At 63.1% G+C, this 16952-nt stretch carries 21 protein-coding genes; 8 read left to right on the forward strand and 13 right to left on the reverse strand.

The window, feature by feature from the left end; translation table 11 throughout:
• Genes A9K66_RS05340 through A9K66_RS05355 form a run of 4 tightly spaced genes read right to left on the reverse strand, consistent with a single transcriptional unit; the run spans position 1 to position 4551 of the window.
• Positions 1-1101, reverse strand: a complete 1101-nt coding sequence (locus tag A9K66_RS05340; protein ID WP_067320609.1) for a glycosyltransferase family 4 protein — start codon at positions 1099-1101, stop codon at positions 1-3.
• Positions 1086-2378, reverse strand: coding sequence for a TIGR04295 family B12-binding domain-containing radical SAM protein (locus A9K66_RS05345; protein WP_067320612.1), 1293 nt, complete (start codon positions 2376-2378; stop codon positions 1086-1088). The genes A9K66_RS05340 and A9K66_RS05345 overlap by 16 nt, the downstream gene beginning before the upstream one ends.
• On the reverse strand, positions 2375-3448 hold the full coding sequence (locus A9K66_RS05350; RefSeq protein ID WP_067320615.1) for an NAD-dependent epimerase/dehydratase family protein: 1074 nt from the start codon (positions 3446-3448) through the stop codon (positions 2375-2377). Before A9K66_RS05350 ends, A9K66_RS05345 begins: the two co-directional genes overlap by 4 nt.
• Entirely contained in the window at positions 3445-4551 is a 1107-nt protein-coding gene (locus A9K66_RS05355; RefSeq protein ID WP_067320618.1) for an SDR family NAD(P)-dependent oxidoreductase, read from the reverse strand. The genes A9K66_RS05350 and A9K66_RS05355 overlap by 4 nt, the downstream gene beginning before the upstream one ends.
• 213 nt (positions 4552-4764) lie before the next feature.
• On the opposite strand from A9K66_RS05355, the gene A9K66_RS05360 reads away from it, so the two are divergent.
• A complete protein-coding gene (locus A9K66_RS05360) occupies positions 4765-5037 on the forward strand; it encodes a hypothetical protein (protein ID WP_067320620.1) in 273 nt (90 codons plus the stop codon).
• Positions 5038-5116: 79 nt separating this feature from the next.
• On the opposite strand, the gene A9K66_RS30050 is transcribed toward A9K66_RS05360, so the two are convergent.
• The 3 genes from A9K66_RS30050 to A9K66_RS05370 all read right to left on the reverse strand — a co-directional run bounded on the left by A9K66_RS30050 (position 5117) and on the right by A9K66_RS05370 (position 7467).
• Positions 5117-5359: a hypothetical protein gene (locus tag A9K66_RS30050; RefSeq protein WP_127242060.1), complete on the reverse strand. Its 243-nt coding sequence runs from the start codon at positions 5357-5359 to the stop codon at positions 5117-5119.
• Positions 5360-5422: 63 nt separating this feature from the next.
• Entirely contained in the window at positions 5423-6601 is a 1179-nt protein-coding gene (locus A9K66_RS05365; protein WP_067320772.1) for a zinc-dependent alcohol dehydrogenase, read from the reverse strand.
• A gap of 80 nt (positions 6602-6681) precedes the next feature.
• On the reverse strand, positions 6682-7467 hold the full coding sequence (locus tag A9K66_RS05370) for an SDR family NAD(P)-dependent oxidoreductase (RefSeq protein WP_067320775.1): 786 nt from the start codon (positions 7465-7467) through the stop codon (positions 6682-6684).
• Between the two features lie 160 nt (positions 7468-7627).
• On the opposite strand from A9K66_RS05370, the gene A9K66_RS05375 reads away from it, so the two are divergent.
• Together A9K66_RS05375 and A9K66_RS05385 are read left to right on the forward strand one after the other, a co-directional pair.
• Positions 7628-7867 carry a hypothetical protein gene (locus A9K66_RS05375; protein WP_067320622.1) on the forward strand — a complete coding sequence of 80 codons (240 nt, stop codon included), beginning with the start codon at positions 7628-7630 and terminating at the stop codon, positions 7865-7867.
• A gap of 564 nt (positions 7868-8431) precedes the next feature.
• Positions 8432-9298: a Ku protein gene (locus A9K66_RS05385; RefSeq protein WP_067320778.1), complete on the forward strand. Its 867-nt coding sequence runs from the start codon at positions 8432-8434 to the stop codon at positions 9296-9298.
• A 388-nt stretch (positions 9299-9686) separates the two neighbouring features.
• On the opposite strand, the gene A9K66_RS05390 is transcribed toward A9K66_RS05385, so the two are convergent.
• Together A9K66_RS05390 and A9K66_RS30055 are read right to left on the reverse strand one after the other, a co-directional pair.
• Positions 9687-10007 carry a hypothetical protein gene (locus A9K66_RS05390; protein ID WP_067320624.1) on the reverse strand — a complete coding sequence of 107 codons (321 nt, stop codon included), beginning with the start codon at positions 10005-10007 and terminating at the stop codon, positions 9687-9689.
• A 113-nt stretch (positions 10008-10120) separates the two neighbouring features.
• Positions 10121-10489: a hypothetical protein gene (locus A9K66_RS30055; protein WP_197507456.1), complete on the reverse strand. Its 369-nt coding sequence runs from the start codon at positions 10487-10489 to the stop codon at positions 10121-10123.
• A 60-nt stretch (positions 10490-10549) separates the two neighbouring features.
• Here A9K66_RS30055 and A9K66_RS31420 point away from each other — a divergent pair, with 60 nt between their 5' ends.
• The 3 genes from A9K66_RS31420 (at position 10550) to A9K66_RS05405 (ending at position 12278) form a co-directional block, all read left to right on the forward strand.
• A complete protein-coding gene (locus A9K66_RS31420) occupies positions 10550-10678 on the forward strand; it encodes a hypothetical protein (protein WP_280944310.1) in 129 nt (42 codons plus the stop codon).
• A gap of 321 nt (positions 10679-10999) precedes the next feature.
• Positions 11000-11425, forward strand: coding sequence for a hypothetical protein (locus A9K66_RS05400; RefSeq protein WP_067320635.1), 426 nt, complete (start codon positions 11000-11002; stop codon positions 11423-11425).
• A 538-nt stretch (positions 11426-11963) separates the two neighbouring features.
• Positions 11964-12278, forward strand: a complete 315-nt coding sequence (locus tag A9K66_RS05405; protein WP_067320781.1) for a hypothetical protein — start codon at positions 11964-11966, stop codon at positions 12276-12278.
• Between the two features lie 74 nt (positions 12279-12352).
• Here A9K66_RS05405 and A9K66_RS05410 read toward each other — a convergent pair whose 3' ends face one another.
• Both A9K66_RS05410 and A9K66_RS31425 read right to left on the reverse strand, forming a co-directional pair.
• Positions 12353-14344 (reverse strand): protein-L-isoaspartate(D-aspartate) O-methyltransferase, encoded by a 1992-nt coding sequence (locus A9K66_RS05410; RefSeq protein ID WP_067320784.1) that lies wholly within the window; start codon positions 14342-14344, stop codon positions 12353-12355.
• Positions 14345-14390: 46 nt separating this feature from the next.
• Complete coding sequence (locus tag A9K66_RS31425; protein WP_067320637.1) at positions 14391-14744, reverse strand: thiamine pyrophosphate-binding protein; 354 nt, start codon at positions 14742-14744, stop codon at positions 14391-14393.
• A 182-nt stretch (positions 14745-14926) separates the two neighbouring features.
• Between A9K66_RS31425 and A9K66_RS05420 the strand changes: the two genes are divergently transcribed.
• The gene (locus A9K66_RS05420) at positions 14927-15190 is read left to right on the forward strand and encodes a hypothetical protein (RefSeq protein WP_067320787.1); all 264 of its coding nucleotides are present in this window, start codon (positions 14927-14929) and stop codon (positions 15188-15190) included.
• A 66-nt stretch (positions 15191-15256) separates the two neighbouring features.
• Here A9K66_RS05420 and A9K66_RS29090 read toward each other — a convergent pair whose 3' ends face one another.
• Positions 15257-15469 (reverse strand): hypothetical protein, encoded by a 213-nt coding sequence (locus tag A9K66_RS29090; protein WP_082953722.1) that lies wholly within the window; start codon positions 15467-15469, stop codon positions 15257-15259.
• Between the two features lie 8 nt (positions 15470-15477).
• Positions 15478-16038 carry a hypothetical protein gene (locus tag A9K66_RS05425; protein WP_067320640.1) on the reverse strand — a complete coding sequence of 187 codons (561 nt, stop codon included), beginning with the start codon at positions 16036-16038 and terminating at the stop codon, positions 15478-15480.
• A gap of 576 nt (positions 16039-16614) precedes the next feature.
• Between A9K66_RS05425 and A9K66_RS30665 the strand changes: the two genes are divergently transcribed.
• A complete protein-coding gene (locus tag A9K66_RS30665) occupies positions 16615-16776 on the forward strand; it encodes a hypothetical protein (RefSeq protein WP_082953723.1) in 162 nt (53 codons plus the stop codon).
• The last annotated feature ends 176 nt before the right edge of the window (positions 16777-16952 follow it).

The raw sequence follows: 16952 nt of genomic DNA on the forward strand, positions 1-16952 counted from the left end.
TCAGCGCCCTGCGACGGCCATCGCCGCGCGATCGTAGATTTCACTCATCGCGGCCGCCTGCGCCTGCGGCGAAAAACTGCGCGCGCGACGGACGGCGCGCCGGCCGAGCTGGCGCCGCAAGTTTTCGTCGCGGGAGAGGTGGGCTATGCATCCGGCAAGCGCATGCGGATCGCGCGCGTCGAAGAACATAGCCGCGCCGTCCCAGAGCTCGCGATAGGTCGCAATGTCGGCGAGGACCAGCGGCGCGCCCGAGAGCGCGGCTTCCAGCGCGGCAAGCCCGAAGGGCTCGTAGATCGATGGCGAGACGAAAATGCCAGCGCGCGCCATCCGCTGACGCACTTGGGCATAGCCGATCGAGCCGAGCGCGACGCAATGATCGAGACACGCCATCTGCCCGTCCGGCCCGTCGAGGGGGCCGGCGGCATGGACCGGCCATTCGGTTATGGCAGCCGCGGCATCCAGCACCGCCGCATTCTTTCCTTCATCCCACCAGCGGGCGGCGGCCAGGACGAAAGGCTCGCGCCGCGAGGCGACCGGGCCGGGAAGAGCACTGTTGTGGACAACACTTAGCCGCGCGACCGGCCCGTAGCAGGCCTCAAGCATGTCGGCGTGGCTTCGGCTGGGTGCCACCACAATATCGGCGCGATTGAAACCAGCCCGGTTGCGGTCTTTCTGCCAGGCCCAGCCGTCGGTCGGGACCTGACCCCGCACGGCATGCAGCCACGTCACGACGCAGGAATGCGAGACCGTGAGAATGGGGCAGGGCAGATCGACCTCGGCCGCCTGGGCCGGAGCGTTAAGATGAACGAGGTCCGCGGCAGAGGTCGTTGCAAGCTCGCGAAGCTCGCCGGGCAGGCGGTCGAGATCGCTCTCGTTGCGCGTCATCCAGTCCGGAGGGGTCTCGAGCCATGCGAGCGTCGCGAAGGATTGCGCCTCTTGTGCCTGCTCCCGAGAAGGCCGAGGCCCTAGCCCGGCCAGCACGACGCTGTCCCCTCGGTTGGTGAGCTCGCGCGCCAGGTCGAGCGAATATCGCCAGACGCCACCGACGGAGTCGGTGGTCATCAGGATGCGCCGCGGGCGATGGATCAATGATTGCAGCATGAGGACTCCAATTCGGCCAGCGCGCGCGGGCGCTGGTCCTGGATGTCGCTGAACGTCCGGAACGAAGCCAGATAGTGCTCATGCGCGCGCTCCCAGGCGAAATCGTCGGGTTCGCCCCACAGCTCGCGGTAACTTGGCGAGCTCGGATAGGGATAGAGCGGCACCGGCTCGTTGGCCCAGACGCCGTTGTCGATGAGGTGCTTGCGCCAATACTCCACCAGGGCCGGATCGTCCTCGACCACGCCGATCAGATTGGCTTGGACGAAAGGAACATGGCGGCGGGCATCGACCAGCAGCGCGGCCAATTCCTCGGTGCCCAGCCGACAGCGCTTGGCCAGCATCTCGCGGCCTTCGACGGTCAGGCTTTCCAGGCCAGCTTCGATCGAGACGCAGCCGGCCTCGCCCAACAATTCCAGCAACTCCGGTTTCCAGAGGTCGATGCGCGTCTGAACGCCGAATTGGATATCGCGGTCGACAAGGGCCTCGAGCAGCGCCTTCTGGGGCAGGAAAATCTCGTCGATGAAGTAGATGTAGCCGACGCCCTGGGCGATCAGACCGTCGATCTCGGCGACGACCGCGTCGTGGTTCCTGCGGCGGTAGGCGTCGCGAAAATCGATCTTGGCGCAGAAGCTGCAATTATAGGGGCAACCCCGCGAAGCTTCCACCTCGGCACCGGCGCCCTTCTGGTCCGCGTCGAACCGATGATGGTGGTGCGAATGGGCCGCAATCCAATCGGACGGCCAATGAAGTGCCGGGTGGTCGACGAAGCGGCTGACGCTCACGCCACCGTTGCAGGCCAGCACGCCGCTCTCGAGCCGCGCCGTGTGAGGGACGGCGCTCCATTCGCCGCGCCCGGCAAGCTCCGCCACCACCTCCTCGCATTCGCCGCGCACGACGACATCGACGCCAAGCTTGCGCAGGGTAGGGGCCGGCGTCGCCGAGCCATGCGGCCCGACGGCGGCGGTGCGCCCGCCGCGCCCGGCGAGATGCTTCAGGAATTCTGCCGGCACCCGCAGCTCCGGCGGCGCGCAGCGCCAGAACAGATAGGTCGGCGCGGTGGTCACGACGGTCATTTCCGGCCCGTACGCCGCCACGCGCTCGGCAAGTTCCGCGTTGTCGAGATGCTGCAACTGCCCGTCCAGCATCAGTACGCTGTGGCCGTCGGTCTCCAAGAGCGCTTTGCAGTAGCCAAGCTCCAGGGGCAGATGCGGCTGGCGGCAGCCGAAATAGATGCTGTGTTCATACGTCCAACGTGGATTGACCAGTGCGACTTTCATGCGACGTACCTCGCCACTTCAGCGTGCGGCTGAAGACGGTGCCGCAACAGCCAGCCGGCAAGGTCGCTGATGCCTTCGCGCCACGGGACATGCGCCCGCCAGCCAAGCGCGGCCTCTATCTTGCGGGTATCGGCGATGAAGAAGGGCTGGTCGCCGGTGCGTTCGAGATCCTGCCGCACCACGATGTCGCGGCCGGTCATGATGGCGATCTCCGACAGCAGCGAGCGCAGGCTGACGGCATTCCGCGGTCCGCCGCCAAGATTGAACGCCTGTCCCTTGAGGTCTTCGATCCTGGCCAGCACTCCGCGATAGGCGGCAACCGCGTCGGACACATGCAGGATGTCGCGCACCTGCTTGCCGTCGCCATAGACGGTGATGGGCCGGCCGCTGAGCGCGCTGAGGAGGAAATGCGCGACCCAGCCCTGGTCCTCGGTGCCGAACTGGCGCGGTCCATAGATGCAGCTCATGCGCAGCACCGCTGTCGGCAGGCCATAGGACTTGGCATAATCAAGGACATACTGGTCCGCAGCGCCCTTGGAGCAGCCATAGGGCGTGCAGAAATGGAGCCCGATCGTCTCGTCGACGCCATTGGCGCGGATGGCTTCGTCGCAAGGCTCGTAACGGTCGTCCGTTTCCCGCACCGCGAGCTGGGGCAAGCTGCCGTAGACCTTGTTAGTGCTGGCGAAGATTACCGGGGCGCTCACCTGGCGCGCCGCCTCAAGCACGTTGAAGGTGCCTTTGAGATTGATGTCGAGGTCCTCCGCGGGATCGATCAGGCTCGTGGTCACGGCGGTCTGGGCGGCCAGATGGAAGATCGCTCTTGCTGGCGTCAGCACGGAGGCCAGTCTGGCTTGGTCGCGCACGTCTACGGTTTCAACTCTAAGATCGCTGCCGTGCTTTTGCGCCAGCCATTCGAGGTTCTGCTCGACGCCGGCTCGGCTGAGATTGTCGATGACCAGAACGGGCTCGCCATCCGACAACAGGCTGTCGGCGAGGTTTGAGCCTATGAAGCCGCTGCCGCCGATGACGGCCACCGGCGCTTTGCCAAGGCCGCGATGCCGCTCACTCATGACACCAGCCCCCGCTCTTCAAGTTCGCGCTTCATGTCAGCGCCGCGGTCGATGACGACGGTGTTGCGAACCCAGGCCGCGAATTCACCGAGGGAGTTCTCAAGCCGATGGCTCGGCTCGAAGCCAAGCAGCTCGCGCGCCTTGGCAATGTCGGCAAAGCAGTTGCGGATGTCGCCGGAGCGCGCCTTGCCGAGGATTTCGGGCGGCCGCTTCGGAACGCCCATCGCTTCTGCAAGCAATCGAGCGACCTCGCTGATGGTGTAGGACCGTCCGCTGCCGATATTGATCGCGTGGCCGGCTGCCTGGCGTTGCTCCAGCGCCAGCCGAAAAGCCCGGGCGACATCGCGCACATGGACGAAGTCGCGCTTTTGCTCGCCGTCCTCGAAGATCATCGGCCGCTTGCCGTTGGCGAGCCGCGAAGCGAAGTTGGCAAGCACGCCGGTGTAGGGATTTGCGAGCGCTTGACCGGCGCCGAAGACGTTGAACAGGCGCAATGCCACCGCATCCACGTCATAAGCCTGACCGAAGATCAGCACCGCGCGTTCCTGCGCATATTTGGTCAGCGCGTAGATCGAAGCGAGGTCAGGACGTTTCTCCTCGTCGGTCGGAATCGGCGACAGCGCTTCGCCGGCAGCCGACAGCGGGTCCCATTGGCCGATCCTGATGTCGCTTGGCTTGCGATGGGCATCGTCGATACGCCGCCCGTCTGGTGTCTTGTAGAGGCCTTCGCCGTAGATGCTCATCGACGATGCGACGACAATGCGTTCGACTGGTTTCTTGATCAACGCCTCGAGCAGGGTCGCGGTGCCGAGATCGTTGGTGCCGACATATCGGGCGATCTCGTACATGGATTGGCCGACGCCGACCTCGGCAGCGAGGTGGATGACGGTGTCAACATCCGCTACCGCGTCGGCGACCGCGTCTCGATCACGTACATCTCCCCGTATCAGCTCGGCGCCAGCTGGAATGCTGACGGCTTCATTGCCGTGCACTTGGTCCAGGAGTGCGTCCAGGACACGGACCTCGTAGCCATGCTCGATGAGTTCCTGGGCGACATGCCGGCCAATGAAACCGCAGCCTCCCGTAACCAGGACACGTTTCACGAGAACTCCTTGCCGAGTTAGCGTTGGGGCCGATTTAGCGTTGGGGCCGATTTAGCGTTGGGCTCCCGAACTTCGGGACAAAAGGTTTGTTCCCTGCTTCATCAAAGTTCCCTCCGTGGCGAAGCTGTCGGCGGGTCGCCCGCATGCCTGGGAACATTGCCCTTTGCGCGCTGTTAGGGCCGCTCACCGACGTGCGGCGAGAAAGGGAATGCCATGTCTGAAGCGAAGACGACCACCAATCACGACGAAATTCGCAAATGGGTTGAGGAGAGGGACGGCCATCCCGCCGTGGTTCGCACCAAGGGCGAGGGCGGCATCCTGCGCATCGACTTCGGCGAGCCGGACGAAGCGCTCGAACCGATCGAGTGGGATGAGTTCTTCCGGATCTTCGACGAGAACGACCTTGCCTTCCTCCATCAGGACAAGGCCGGGAGCGGAGGAAAGAGCCGCTTCAACAAATTTGTCGAGCGGAGCGGGAATGGTTGACGCGGGCGGCAGGTAACCAGCAGCGAACGCACGCAAGCGGCCCGACGGGGCGGCAGGCTGCCGCGCCGCCCCGGTTGCCTCAATCCAATGGCTTGTCGGTCGGGCGCGGGGTGGTTCCGGCCTCGCGCTTGCGACCGGCATTGCGATTGGCAACCTTGCTGTCGAGCGGTGATGTCGACTGTTCCTCGGCGGCGCCGGCTGTTTTGGGAACTGCCGGTCTCGCGCCGGCGTCGCTATCCATCGCATCGCGGTCAGGACGCGGAAGGCCTTCGGCGTTCGGTGACCTGGTGGCCGGCCGAGATGTGTTTTTCAGTTGAGCCATTTGATACTTCCTTACCTGATCGCAACGACAGGGCGCCCGGGCGAGTTCCGGGCAAAGACGTGGTCACCCGTGAGGGCGCATCACGACCTTGATGCAGCCGTCCTGCTTGTCGCGGAACTTCCTGTAGAGGTCGGGTCCGGCCTCGAGCCCGGCGCGGTGGGTGATCACGAAGGACGGGTCGATGTCACCGCTTTGGACCTTGTGCAGGAGAGGCTCGAGATAGCGTTGCGTGTGGGTTTGTCCCATGCGGAACGTCAGCCCCTTGTTCATCGCCGCGCCGAACGGGATGTGGTCGACAAGGCCGATATAGACGCCGGGCACCGAAATGGTGCCTCCCTTGCGACAGCAATAGATCGCCTCGCGCAGCACATGCGGCCGGTCGGTGCCAAGATAGACACTCGCCTTGACCTTATCGAGCATGGAATCCGGGGTGGCGCTGGCATCGGCTTCGGTGCCGACACAGTCGATGCAACTGTCCGGGCCGCGACCGTTGGTCATGGCGATCAGGGCATCGTAAATATTCACGTTGCTGAAATCGAGGGTCTCGGCCTTGCCGTGGTCGCGCGCCATAGCAAGCCGCTCCGGCACCTTGTCGATGGCGATCACGCGTCCGGCGCCAAGCATCCAGGCGCCCTGGATCGCGAACTGGCCGACCGGCCCGCAGCCCCAGATGGCGACGGTGTCGCCCTTCCGGATGCCGGCGTTCTCCGCCGCCATATAGCCGGTCGGGAAGATGTCGGAGAGGAACAGGACCTGTTCGTCGTCCATGCCGTCCGGCACCTTGATCGGGCCGACATCGGCAAAAGGCACGCGCAAATACTCGGCTTGCCCGCCCCAATAGCCACCGACCAGATGCGAATAGCCGAACAGGCCCGCGGGCGACTGGCCCATGACCTTGGCGGCCTGGTCGGCGTTGGGGTTCGACAGGTCGCAGAGTGAAAACAGGCCGTTCTGGCAAAACCAGCATTCGCCGCATGAGATATTGAAGGGAACGACGACGCGATCGCCCTTCTTGAACTTGCTGTGTCCACGGCCGACCTCCACCACTTCGCCCATGGTCTCATGGCCCAGCACGTCGCCCGATTTCATCGTCGGCATATAGCCGTCCATCAGATGCAGGTCCGAACCGCAAATGGCGCAGCAGGTAACCCTGATGATGATGTCGCGGTCGTCCTCGATCGCGGGATCGGCGACCGCGTCGCACCGGATATCGCCCTTGCCGTGCCATGTCAGCGCTTTCATCGTGCCGTTCCTGTCGATTGGAGGATTGAGTGCATCGAACTTGCGCCCGGCTGGAATGTTCCCCGGGCGGCGCCTCGGATTCATCCGTTGTTCGCGGAGCCCGGTTCGGCGGCCTTGCGATGCTGCTCGGCCAGCGTGCCGGCCGGCGTGACATGGGCCGCGGCAGCCTGCATCTTGTTCTTCAAACCGCTAACGACCTGCTCTTTTCCGGCCATCATGGCGTCATAGCCGTCCTTGGCCACATCGGCCGGATTGTCTTTCTCCTGAGTCCCGATTTCGGTGTCCATCATGTCGGCCCGCTCGAAGAAGCGGGTCTGCGTCGCGCCGGGCATCAGCACTGTCACGGTCACACCGCTGTCCTTCAACTCATGGCGCAGCGCGATGGCGAAAGAATCGATGAAGGCCTTGGTGCCGTTGTAGACCGCTTGGAAGGTGCCGGGCATGAAGCCGGCGATGGAGCCCGTGAACAGGATCCGGCCGCGGCCACGCCGGACCATCTGCCGGCCGAGCCGATGTGCCAGATAGACCGTGCCGGTGATGTTGGTGTCAATGACGCGGCGCGCCTTGGGCCAGTCCTGATCGATGAAGCCCCGGCCCAGGCCTCGTCCCGCGTTGAGGAACAGAAGGTCAATAGCGCGGTCACCAATCCTCGCGATCAGTTGATTGGCCCCTTCCTCGGTCGCGAGGTCGGCTTCTACCGCCTCGACTGCAACGTGGTGAGATTGCAGCGCCTCGGCAGCCGGCTCTATCGCCGGCTCGTCGGCCACGATCACCAGTTCGTAGCCATCTCTCGCGCATAATTTCGCCAGTTCCTTGCCGATGCCGCTGGAAGCGCCGGTCACCACGGCGAGCTTTCCGCTTTCCATTTCGTTCTCCGACCGTTCGAGTGTGGTCCGGCCGAACATGCGCAGAGTGCGATTGTTCCGTTCGAATTCTTGGGATTCGGCAACGCGCGGCAAACGAGGCTCGGCGAGACGGAACCAATTCGGGGCACGGCTGTTCCGCCGTCAATGTGGAGCGACAGCCATGGGCATCTTTTCCGATCTGGATAAGAAACTTACCGACAACCTCTATGAGCATGGCAGCCAGCTGACCGATCCCAGCGCTGATCTGCCCCGGCGGGTCAAGGAGAAGGTCGATCTCCTCATGCCGTTCATCCAGCCGGAGGCGCGTGAGGCGGTCAGGCTGCAAATCCTCGGCATCATTCACGAGCACATATTAGATGAGACCGAGATTGGGCCTGGAGAGCCAGCGGCCAAGGAATGAGAGAAGCTGGCTGGACGCGTCATCGATTTGCGGCCGCCCTAAAGCGGCAGCGCCGAACGGAGCCAGGCGCTAGCTGATATCTATGATTTTTCGCTTCTTGGGCGTCCGGCCCGGCCTGGCTGCGGGAGGAGGCGACTTTGCCGCCGGTGCCGCGGCCAAACGCTGCTCGCGTAGTCGCGCCGTCTTTGCCTGGCGCGCCAGTCGTTCCGTCTCAAGCAGTTCGCGCGCCGCATTCGAGGTGCGCTCACGCCTGTCCTTGTCGATCTTCCGCGTCGCCACGGTCGTCCCAGATCAATTCGCCGTTGGAGCCGTATCCAACTTGCCCGAAGGCCCATTGTTCCGAATGATCCCGCGAGGCACGGACGTTTCGAACGAAATGTCTGCAACTCGACTATGTCGGGCCAAGCCCTTGTCGGAAGCTCCCGTTGCTTCTCCCGCCGGGAAGTTCAGCGCTGCTTCGCGGTTCAGCCGGCTGAAGCCGACGCGATGCGCCGGCCTGCGACGTCGGAACCGAAGCGGTGCGTTCGCCGTTCCGGCTGCATTCCTGTCGCCAAGGAGATCGCCATGGCGCCGCGTCCCGCCTGGAGCGGTTATCTCAAACTGTCGCTGGTCACCTGCGCCGTCGAATTGACGAACGTCGTGACCCATGCCGAGAAGGTTTCCTTCCACGTGCTCAATCGCAAGACCGGCAACAGGGTCCGGCGCGTCTATGTCGATGCCGAGAGCGGCAAGCCGCTGGACAAAGACGACGAGGTCAGGGGCTACGAAGTCGGCAAGGACGAATTCATCTTCATCGAAGAGGAAGACATCGAGGCGGTGCAGATCGAGTCTTCGCACACGCTCAATCTCGACGGCTTCGTCTACAAATCGTCGATCGAGCAGATCTATCTCGACGCGCCCTACTACGTGACGCCCGCCGACAAGGTCTCGGAAGAGGCCTTTGCGGTGATCCGCGACGCGCTGGCCGAAAAGCAGATGGCCGGGCTCGCTCGCATCGTGCTCTATCAGAGGGAACGCCCGGTGGTGGTCGAATCACGCGGCAAGGGCATGATGCTGACCACCCTGCGTTATGGCGACACCGTGCGCGAGCCCGCCGGCGTCTTCGCCGAGATCAAGTCGGGAAAGCCCGACAGCGAGATGATCGGGTTGGCTGAGCACATCATCGATAAGCAGAAGGGCAAGTTCGATCCCACCGAGTTCCGAGATCGATATCAGGAGGCACTGCTGGAACTGGTTCGCGCCAAAAAGGCCGGCAGGAAGGCGCCGAAAGCCAAGGCGGAACCCAAGCCGTCCAATGTGGTCAATTTGTTCGATGCGCTGAAAAAGAGCCTCGGCGCGGAGGCCGGGGCAAAACCCAAATCCCCGAAGTCCAGGGGAGCGCCGAAACGAAAAAAGACGAAGAATTCTGCACGGGGGCGCAAGTCGGCATAGCAGTTGTCTGTGCGGTGAGCGACATCAAGCTGGCTTGCAGGCCGAGGCAAACAAGGCTGGAGGCTTGGCGCCTTCGCCGAGGAGGAATTCGGGTAACGCTCAGCGCGGGCTAAAACACCGTCCGTGGCAGAAGAGCACGAGCTCGAGGATTTCGCGCGCCGGGGCGCACCGGGCACGATCCAAAAATCTATCCGTTGCGTTCCTCGCTTTCACGCAACAGCCGCACGATCGCATCGACTGGGGATGGATTGGCCGCCGGCTGGATTTTCCGTCGCCAAAGATGGCGTAGAAGCTTTTTCAACATGGGCATGCACATACTCCCTAGCTATCAGACCTTGCATCGGGCGTTCCGGGTTGGAGCGCCACTTCCTCGGCGAGCCGGCATCCATCAACCCAGCCGGGCGGCAAGCAGGAAAGCGGCGCCCGCCAGAACCACGAGCGCCGCAATCACCAGCACCGGCCCGTTCCTGCTCGGCTGAAGGCCGGGCGCGTTCTCGGGGCGCTGCATGGCGTTGGCGAAGCTCGCCTGATTGGTGAATTTCGGTTCATCTGATGCGACGCGATGGGCGGAACTCGTCGACCCTCCCGCCTCTGCATCGGTTTCCTGCGGGGCGGCAGAAGGGTCGAATCCGGGCGTCTTGTCCCGGGTAAAGCCCATCTGCATTTCGCCTCGATCCTCGGCGGGTGTTCGCTTGCTCGGTGAGGTCATCGGACAGCTCCTTCGCTACCAAACATCTGTCCGGCGTCGGTGTTCCCACGGGATCTTGAACGCGAACTAGAAACGCTGCTGTGCGGGAACTCGTTTCCGGGAAGGGGGAACTATCAATCGCTGAGCGCGGCCGGAACATTTCCTGTTGGGCAGCTTTTACCTTCGTTATCTAAGATGACGAGGCACCGATGCAGGTTCTCGAGACCCACATACTTTCCAGGTCGGAAGGCGTGGTGACAGTCGAATTTCTCGGTGAGGGCGGCGAAAAGATTGCCGTCACAATGGCTGGATCCGATCCACGGCCCACGTACGGCGACCGCTCTTATCGATCGCGCCAAAGAGATGATGGTGCCGTGCGCGGTTTTCGAGACCGTGGAAAACCGGTCCGAGCAGCAGAGCAGCCGCGACTTCAGCGAGCCCGCCAAGCCGGACAGCCCCTTCACATTCGAATATCGCGACAATGATGGCGTGCGGCAGCTCAAGGGCGTGGAATTCCCGAACCTGGAGGCCGTGCACGACGAGGCGCTGCGTTCGGCGATTGTTTGCTTGACGCCACGGCCGCCGAAGGTGGGCAGCAGGGCTGGGCCGTCCGGGTTCGCGACGCCAACGGAAAGATCGTGCTGTCAATCGACTTCGACGAGGCGAAACGGAAGAAGGCGGCAGCGGAATGAGGACCGCGGGGGCCTGAGAAAGGACCATGCTCCCGTTCCTATCACTGGATATGAGATATTCGACAATGCGCCTGCATCTTAGTCCAGCCTGGGCTCGCAACTGAAACGCCGTGCAGTCCTGCACTGCGGAACCTCATTCCAAATGAATTCCGTGTTCATCCGGAACTTTGGGGACGACTGTCAGTTCGATGATTTGCAGGCGCCGCTTTTTTGGCGCCTGCCGGAGATCGGTGGGGAACACTGATCGGCCCGCACCTCAGACGCGGGCCTGCCGACCCCGCCAGGACAAGCCGGTCAGCCAAGTATGGACGGGAGCCTATCATGAAACACCAAACGCTCGACCAACTGCACGCAGTCGCTGATATCAATCCGCTGGTGCCGCTCACGACAAGGACTGAAAAGATAGAGAGGTGGGCAGAACTGCTCGAGCGGAATCCGTTGCGCTGTCTCGCCGCGCTCACCGGCACCGAGTATCTCTATCCAGGCATGCGGGAAGAGGCGCGGGCGGCTGGATCCCCGCTGACGGTTGCGTTCGAAGACCCGCTGCTGAGGGCCTCGGGCCTGCAGTCCGATACCTATGGGGAAGCCAAACGCTTCTTTGAACTCTCCGATTGGCAGTTGCATGAAGTCGTCTGCAGCTGCCACACCGGCGCAACCATGCAGGCCAGTTGGGCTGCTGGACGCGTCCGGAGAATTGTCACAGGCAATCGCATTTTTGCCTGGCTGAGAAGCCGCTTCATACACTGACTGCGTCTCAACCTGCTCGCTATCGCGGCTGTTGCGACAGCCGCCGGCGGCGCTCGGACGTTGATCCATCCGCGGAGCGATAGGTCCATGCAGGGCGCGCGAGACCGCAATGCGGCGAAGACGGCGATGCGGTGAGAACGGCAAGTCGCCGATTGCCTCAGCCGTTCTGGTCGATCGCGTGGGGCGCTGGCTGCTGGCTCCCGCCGCTCGGGCGCTCGGGCTCTCGGCCGATCCAGGCCCAAACGGTTATCAACAAAATCACCACGATCGCGATCACTGCAACGATCCGGGGCATCAGAAATCCTTTCGTCCGCTGCTAGCCGCCCGGCTTGTTCGTGTTTGGAGCCGAAGCCGCGCCGACTGTCGGATCGGGCGCAACCGGACCGCGCTTGGCCTCCGAACTCTGTTTGCCTAATTGGGCGATGGCGTGTTTGTTCCATCGGACTGATGGAGCCGATTGCCCGCGTCCCTTATCGGCCAGGTCGGGGAACGCTCTTCCGACGATCTGGTTATCCCTCAGATCAACCCGGAGAGTGTCATGGGCAATGACGAGAACCGCCGCGAGACCGGCGCCAGGAAGTACCCGGCCAACACCGATCCGGATCCCTCAGACCGGTTTTCGCAGGCTGCGGCCGGCAACGAAAAGCCTCACGATCGCTTTGGGCTCACCCGCAGACAGGGCGAGGTGGAAGATAAGACACATCAGTCGGAAGGGCAAAACCCTCCGGGACGGGCGACGCCTGGTCCTGCGACGGAAAAGACTTCCGGAGCGGGCCCATCGGTCCCCAAGCAATCCAAGGATGCAAAAGCGCCCAAAGGCGGCCGCCAGCCTGGTGCTTACGTGAAAGAATAGTAGTCTTCGCTCGCCGCATCACCTGTGCGCCGAAGGTTCCGCATAGCGCGATGTCGAATGCATCCGTCCATCACCTACACCCCGAAGGGGTAGGTGTCGGGGACACCGCGCGTCACATGCTCCAGCCCGAGCGGCGTCACGGCGGTAGTTTCATCGAACCAGACGAAGGCATCGAATTGCCGCGCAAGCGAGGCGTCGGCATAGTGGCTGTGCAGTTCGGTTTCCGGCCGATAGATCACTCCGATGAACCGTTCCAGCCGACGTTCGGTCAGCCGTTCATGAAGGGCTGGATCGGCTCCAAGGTCGAGCAGGAAACGAGCGGTGCCGGCGTCGTGGCAAAGCCGCTCGTAGCTGTCCTCGCGCGAAGGCCGCACGGACATGATTTCCATTTCGCCGTCCCAATGCCTGGCGGCAGCGACCGTCCCGGCATGCGTGCCGAAGCCGATGAGGGCTACGTCGTCGCCGAACCGCTGGCGACAGAGCTGACCGATGTTCACTTCGTCCCTGACGATTCCCATCTCCGTGAAGCGGGCGTCGCCGATATGGGAGTTGTGCGCCCAGACCACGGCCTTGGCATCGGGAGAACGCGCTTCGATAACATGTTGCAGTGTGTCGAACATGTGCGTGTCGCGCAGGTTCCAGGATTGCGCGCCGCCATAGTACATCACGCGATAGTAGTGCTCGGCGGAGGCGATGAGCCGGGCGTTCTGCGCGGCATCGAACAATTCGTCGCCGTCCTGGCCGGCGTGATCGAGCTGACGCGACAGCATGTCCCGGCATTGCCGCAGCACCGCCTCCTCGCATTCCCGGTAGCCTCGGGTTAGCGCCGCCCGGCCATAGGTGGCGGGTTCGTGCTGCCACGGCGTCAGGCAGCCGTAGCGTTCGCGGGCAATGCTTGCCGCCTCCGGATCGATGCGGTCGAGATATTCCAAAACCGCCGCGATCGAGCCTTTCATATTGTAGATATCGGGGCCGTAGAACCCTGCCTGGCTTGCCGGTGTTTCGATCTGCTCGTTGTGCGCACGCAGCCACTCCACGAATGCCGCGAATTCGGCGTTGCGCCACATCCAGGTGGGAAACCGCTGGAAAGGCATGTCGGCGCGCGGCGAAGGTGGGCGGTGGCGCACATAGCGGTCGATCGCCGCGGCGTCGGGCCAGTCGGCTTCAGCGGCGACGATCGTGAAGCCATGTTTCTCGATCAGTCTTCTGGTGATCCAAGCCCGCGCCCGATAGAACTCGGATGTGCCGTGGCTCGCTTCGCCGAGCAGCACGATCCGCCGGTCGGCAAAGCGATCGAAGGCCTCCACAAAGGCGGGATCATCGAACTCCGGAAGCGGTTCGGCCGCTGCGGCAATCATCTGCGGAAGACTGCGCGCTGGCAAGAGCGGGGAGATACGGCTGGTTCGGATGCGGTTGTCCTCCTGCCAGCCTTCTTCGCCGATCAAAGGGACAAAGCGCACCGCACCGAAATCTTCCTCGCTGTAGGTGGAAGCGCCCGTGCGGGTGACTTTGAGGAGACGCTGCTCGTCAGGGTCATCTCCGACCGGAATGACCAACTTGCCGCCGACATCCAACTGCTGCTGCAGCGCGAGCGGCGCGCCGGGCCCGCTCGCCGCGACGACAATGGCATCGAACGGTGCCGCTTCGGGCCAGCCCTTGGTGCCGTCGCCGGTGCGCACATCGATGTTGCGATAGCCAAGCGTCTCGAAGCGCCGTCTCGCGGTTTCCGCAAGGCCGGCGTGCCGTTCCATCGTGTAGACATGATCGACGATGCGGCTCATCACGGCGGCGGCGTAGCCAGATCCCGTGCCGACCTCGAGGACGTGATCGCCGGGCCCGATCTCAGCCATTTCCAGCATCAACGCGACGATATAGGGCTGCGATATCGTTTGGCCCTCGGCAATCGGCAGCGGTCCATCCTCGTAGGCAAATTCTTCGAAGCCAGTGTCCACGAAAGTCTCGCGTGGGACCTCGCGCATCGCTGCCAGAATCTCACGATCATGAATGCCGCGGCGGCGGAGATGAACATCGACCATTCGGCGACGTTCGCGGGACAGGTCGAGCATGTGCATCCTCAACAGGAAGTTGGAATCGCAAGCGGCTGCGGCAACGTCATCCCTCGGCTTCCATCATCGTCCTGGCCGGCTCCCGCGCGACGTTCTCCTCGATCCGCTCGCGCCCCGGAGTCTCCGGCAGCGCCTTGCGGAAATTCTTGGCATAATCGGGCGGCATCTTCGGCATCAAGGCTTCGTCAAGAACGCGCTCGACCTCGTCGGTCCGCTCGATGCTGGCGCAAGCCATCAATGCGGCAGATTCTTCATGGCGCACCTGGACAAAGGAGATTTTGTCCCGGTTTTTCCGCAAAGCCTCCATGATGCCGTTGATGCCATCGCCGGGCAGGCCGAACATGACCTCGACATCCCAGGCAACCGGAGTGTCGACGAAAATTTCGGCTGCATTTGGCATGGCAAGGCTCCAATGAATGCATTCCGAACCAGTAGGGCGGCAGTTGGTTCCCTTGCCCACCCCACCAGGCCACCGCCTGGCAAGGAGCGATTTCGCGGGAACGAGCGAGCCGGACGCGGATTGAATCCTCATTCGCTGACGAGCAAAGCGCCAGGATTGGCGATTAGCCGGAAGGGTTGATCATGAGCGAGCCACTGAAAACCACAAATCACGAGGTGATCCGGGCTTGGATTGAAGCCCGCGAAGGCAGACCTGCAGTCGCGCGGACTGCAGGCAAGCGAGCGGTGCTGCGCGTCGACTTCGGCGAGCAGGAAGAGGATCTGCAGCCCGTCGAATGGGAAGAGTTCTTCGCCATATTGGATGACAACGAACTTGCCTTCGTGCACCAAGACCTAACGGCGGAAGGTTTGCCCAGCCGTTTCAACAAATTCGTCGAGCGCGGATGAGAGAAGCGCCATGCGATCGGGCGGAAAGCAACTCGCTCACCTGATGCTTGCTGCTTACGCCTGCCGCTATTGATTGCCCGGCATTTTGTTGCTGCCTTGCGGATCCTTTTTTATGCCGGCGGCCGGAGACGTGTCCTGGGGTGCGTTTCCGCCCTGGTTCTGCTCAGGTGTCCGCTTCAACGGTGCCGTCGGCCAGCTACTCTGGACATAGGCGAAGGCCCAGTAACATGCCAACAGCACAACTACCGTCAGGATCAGCGGCAACAGCACTCGTCTCACGCTGACTCCTATTTGCTCTGCTGACGGTAATCGCCGGCCCGCGGATCGAATCCGGTCCAACCGCCAGCTTCGTAGTCGTTCCGCCGTTCGCCGATGTCCACCGACCTGGAATCGTGGAGGATCGCTTGTGCTTGCGGAGCGAGGTCATCTTCGACGCGAGCGGTAACCAGAGTGCCGCCCCGGCGAATGCCTTCGGCATAGATATGGGCATCGCCCTCCGACACGCCGCCGTCGGTCAGACTGCCGATGATGCCGCCGGCCGCTCCACCGACAACTGCGCCCGCGGCCGCGCCCGCGGCTGTCGCCGCCAGCCAGCCAGCCGCCACGACCGGACCGACGCCAGGTATTGCTATGGCGCCGAGGCCCGTCGCCAAGCCGCCGGCGCCGCCCACGACCGCCCCGATCCCGGCTCCACTGGCTGCATCTTCGGCGGCCGCGGAAGAATGCCGGCCGTCGGCATTGTTGGCGATGATGCTGAGATCGCTCGGCGGTACGCCCATGGACTCCAGCTCGCCCACGGCATCGGCGGCATCGTCATAATCGTCGAACAGTGCGGTGATCGTCTGCATTTTGATGTCTCCTATCGATTACTATCGGCCGGCAAAGGTTTGCGCGTTATCGGCTGCGACCGCCGGAAAAAACGAGGAGGTCGCAGCGACGGCTAATGGCGCGAGAAGTGTCCGCATGTTCATGGCTTCCAGCTCCTGTGCTCGATGGGCCGGAGCCGAACGAGCGACTCAGGGCTTTGTTCCAGTCCGAGCCTGTCGATTTTCAGATGGCGTCTGCCGGAACTGTGATCCGAAGGCCGCGTTCCACGACAAGCCCACCTCAGAGGTTCTTGCTCGCCGCAGTCGCTTGGACGGAACGGCCTTTCCTGCTGCGGTTTGGTCAAGACGCCGCTCTCGGCAAAGAGACAGCGCGCATACGGCGGCCCAAACGAACTGGCGGCTACCGCCTTCGGCCGTTTGGCTCAGGGTGCCGCAACGGCCGGACATTGGTCGCCAAGGCGATCCCGCCGGGCGCGTAAGCGGCTGACCACGCAGGCCGCCTACTCCCTTGGACAGGAACATTTGCAGCCCTTATCGGTTAGCTCAAGACCAGCGATAGGTTGCTGGAGAAACCACCTTCGACAGGAAGGAAACGCCATGTTCGGCTCCGATTTATGGCTATTCGTTGTTGCCGGCGGTCCGCTGATCCTTCTCATTGCGATCATCTACGTGCTTTTCACCCGCCGTCACAGAGGTCCAGTCGAACGGCGCGAGAGCGACCGCGCGACCGAGCGCTTGTACCGCGAGCAAAAGGACTAGCGCACCAGCCAAGCTGTCGCGCCCAAGTCGTTGTTTTCACGCGATTTCGGCAATGCTCCGCGCGCGGCGCGGCTTGCCTGCTCTCCGGACGGTGTTGCCGGGCCCATTTCGCAAGCTCCGACAGCGGAACAAGCGGGCCCCGCGGCTGTTATCGAAAGGTCCGAAATCGGAGCAGC

The organism is Mesorhizobium sp. AA23 (assembly GCF_001672435.1).
Taxonomy (GTDB): domain Bacteria; phylum Pseudomonadota; class Alphaproteobacteria; order Rhizobiales; family Rhizobiaceae; genus Mesorhizobium.

Bases quoted from the DNA above. Each gene is read 5' to 3' on its own strand.
- A9K66_RS05390 (WP_067320624.1), bottom strand. From the start codon at position 10,007: ATGACCTCACCGAGCAAGCGAACACCCGCCGAGGATCGAGGCGAAATG.
- A9K66_RS31425 (WP_067320637.1), bottom strand. From the start codon at position 14,744: ATGCCAAATGCAGCCGAAATTTTCGTCGACACTCCGGTTGCCTGGGAT.
- A9K66_RS05425 (WP_067320640.1), bottom strand. From the start codon at position 16,038: ATGCAGACGATCACCGCACTGTTCGACGATTATGACGATGCCGCCGAT.
- A9K66_RS05420 (WP_067320787.1), top strand. From the start codon at position 14,927: ATGAGCGAGCCACTGAAAACCACAAATCACGAGGTGATCCGGGCTTGG.
- A9K66_RS05410 (WP_067320784.1), bottom strand. From the start codon at position 14,344: ATGCTCGACCTGTCCCGCGAACGTCGCCGAATGGTCGATGTTCATCTC.
- A9K66_RS05370 (WP_067320775.1), bottom strand. From the start codon at position 7,467: ATGGAAAGCGGAAAGCTCGCCGTGGTGACCGGCGCTTCCAGCGGCATC.
- A9K66_RS05340 (WP_067320609.1), bottom strand. From the start codon at position 1,101: ATGCTGCAATCATTGATCCATCGCCCGCGGCGCATCCTGATGACCACC.
- A9K66_RS30050 (WP_127242060.1), bottom strand. From the start codon at position 5,359: ATGGCTCAACTGAAAAACACATCTCGGCCGGCCACCAGGTCACCGAAC.
- A9K66_RS05375 (WP_067320622.1), top strand. From the start codon at position 7,628: ATGGGCATCTTTTCCGATCTGGATAAGAAACTTACCGACAACCTCTAT.
- A9K66_RS05345 (WP_067320612.1), bottom strand. From the start codon at position 2,378: ATGAAAGTCGCACTGGTCAATCCACGTTGGACGTATGAACACAGCATC.
- A9K66_RS05385 (WP_067320778.1), top strand. From the start codon at position 8,432: ATGGCGCCGCGTCCCGCCTGGAGCGGTTATCTCAAACTGTCGCTGGTC.
- A9K66_RS30665 (WP_082953723.1), top strand. From the start codon at position 16,615: ATGTTCGGCTCCGATTTATGGCTATTCGTTGTTGCCGGCGGTCCGCTG.
- A9K66_RS05400 (WP_067320635.1), top strand. From the start codon at position 11,000: ATGAAACACCAAACGCTCGACCAACTGCACGCAGTCGCTGATATCAAT.
- A9K66_RS05365 (WP_067320772.1), bottom strand. From the start codon at position 6,601: ATGAAAGCGCTGACATGGCACGGCAAGGGCGATATCCGGTGCGACGCG.
- A9K66_RS05350 (WP_067320615.1), bottom strand. From the start codon at position 3,448: ATGAGTGAGCGGCATCGCGGCCTTGGCAAAGCGCCGGTGGCCGTCATC.
- A9K66_RS05360 (WP_067320620.1), top strand. From the start codon at position 4,765: ATGTCTGAAGCGAAGACGACCACCAATCACGACGAAATTCGCAAATGG.
- A9K66_RS05405 (WP_067320781.1), top strand. From the start codon at position 11,964: ATGGGCAATGACGAGAACCGCCGCGAGACCGGCGCCAGGAAGTACCCG.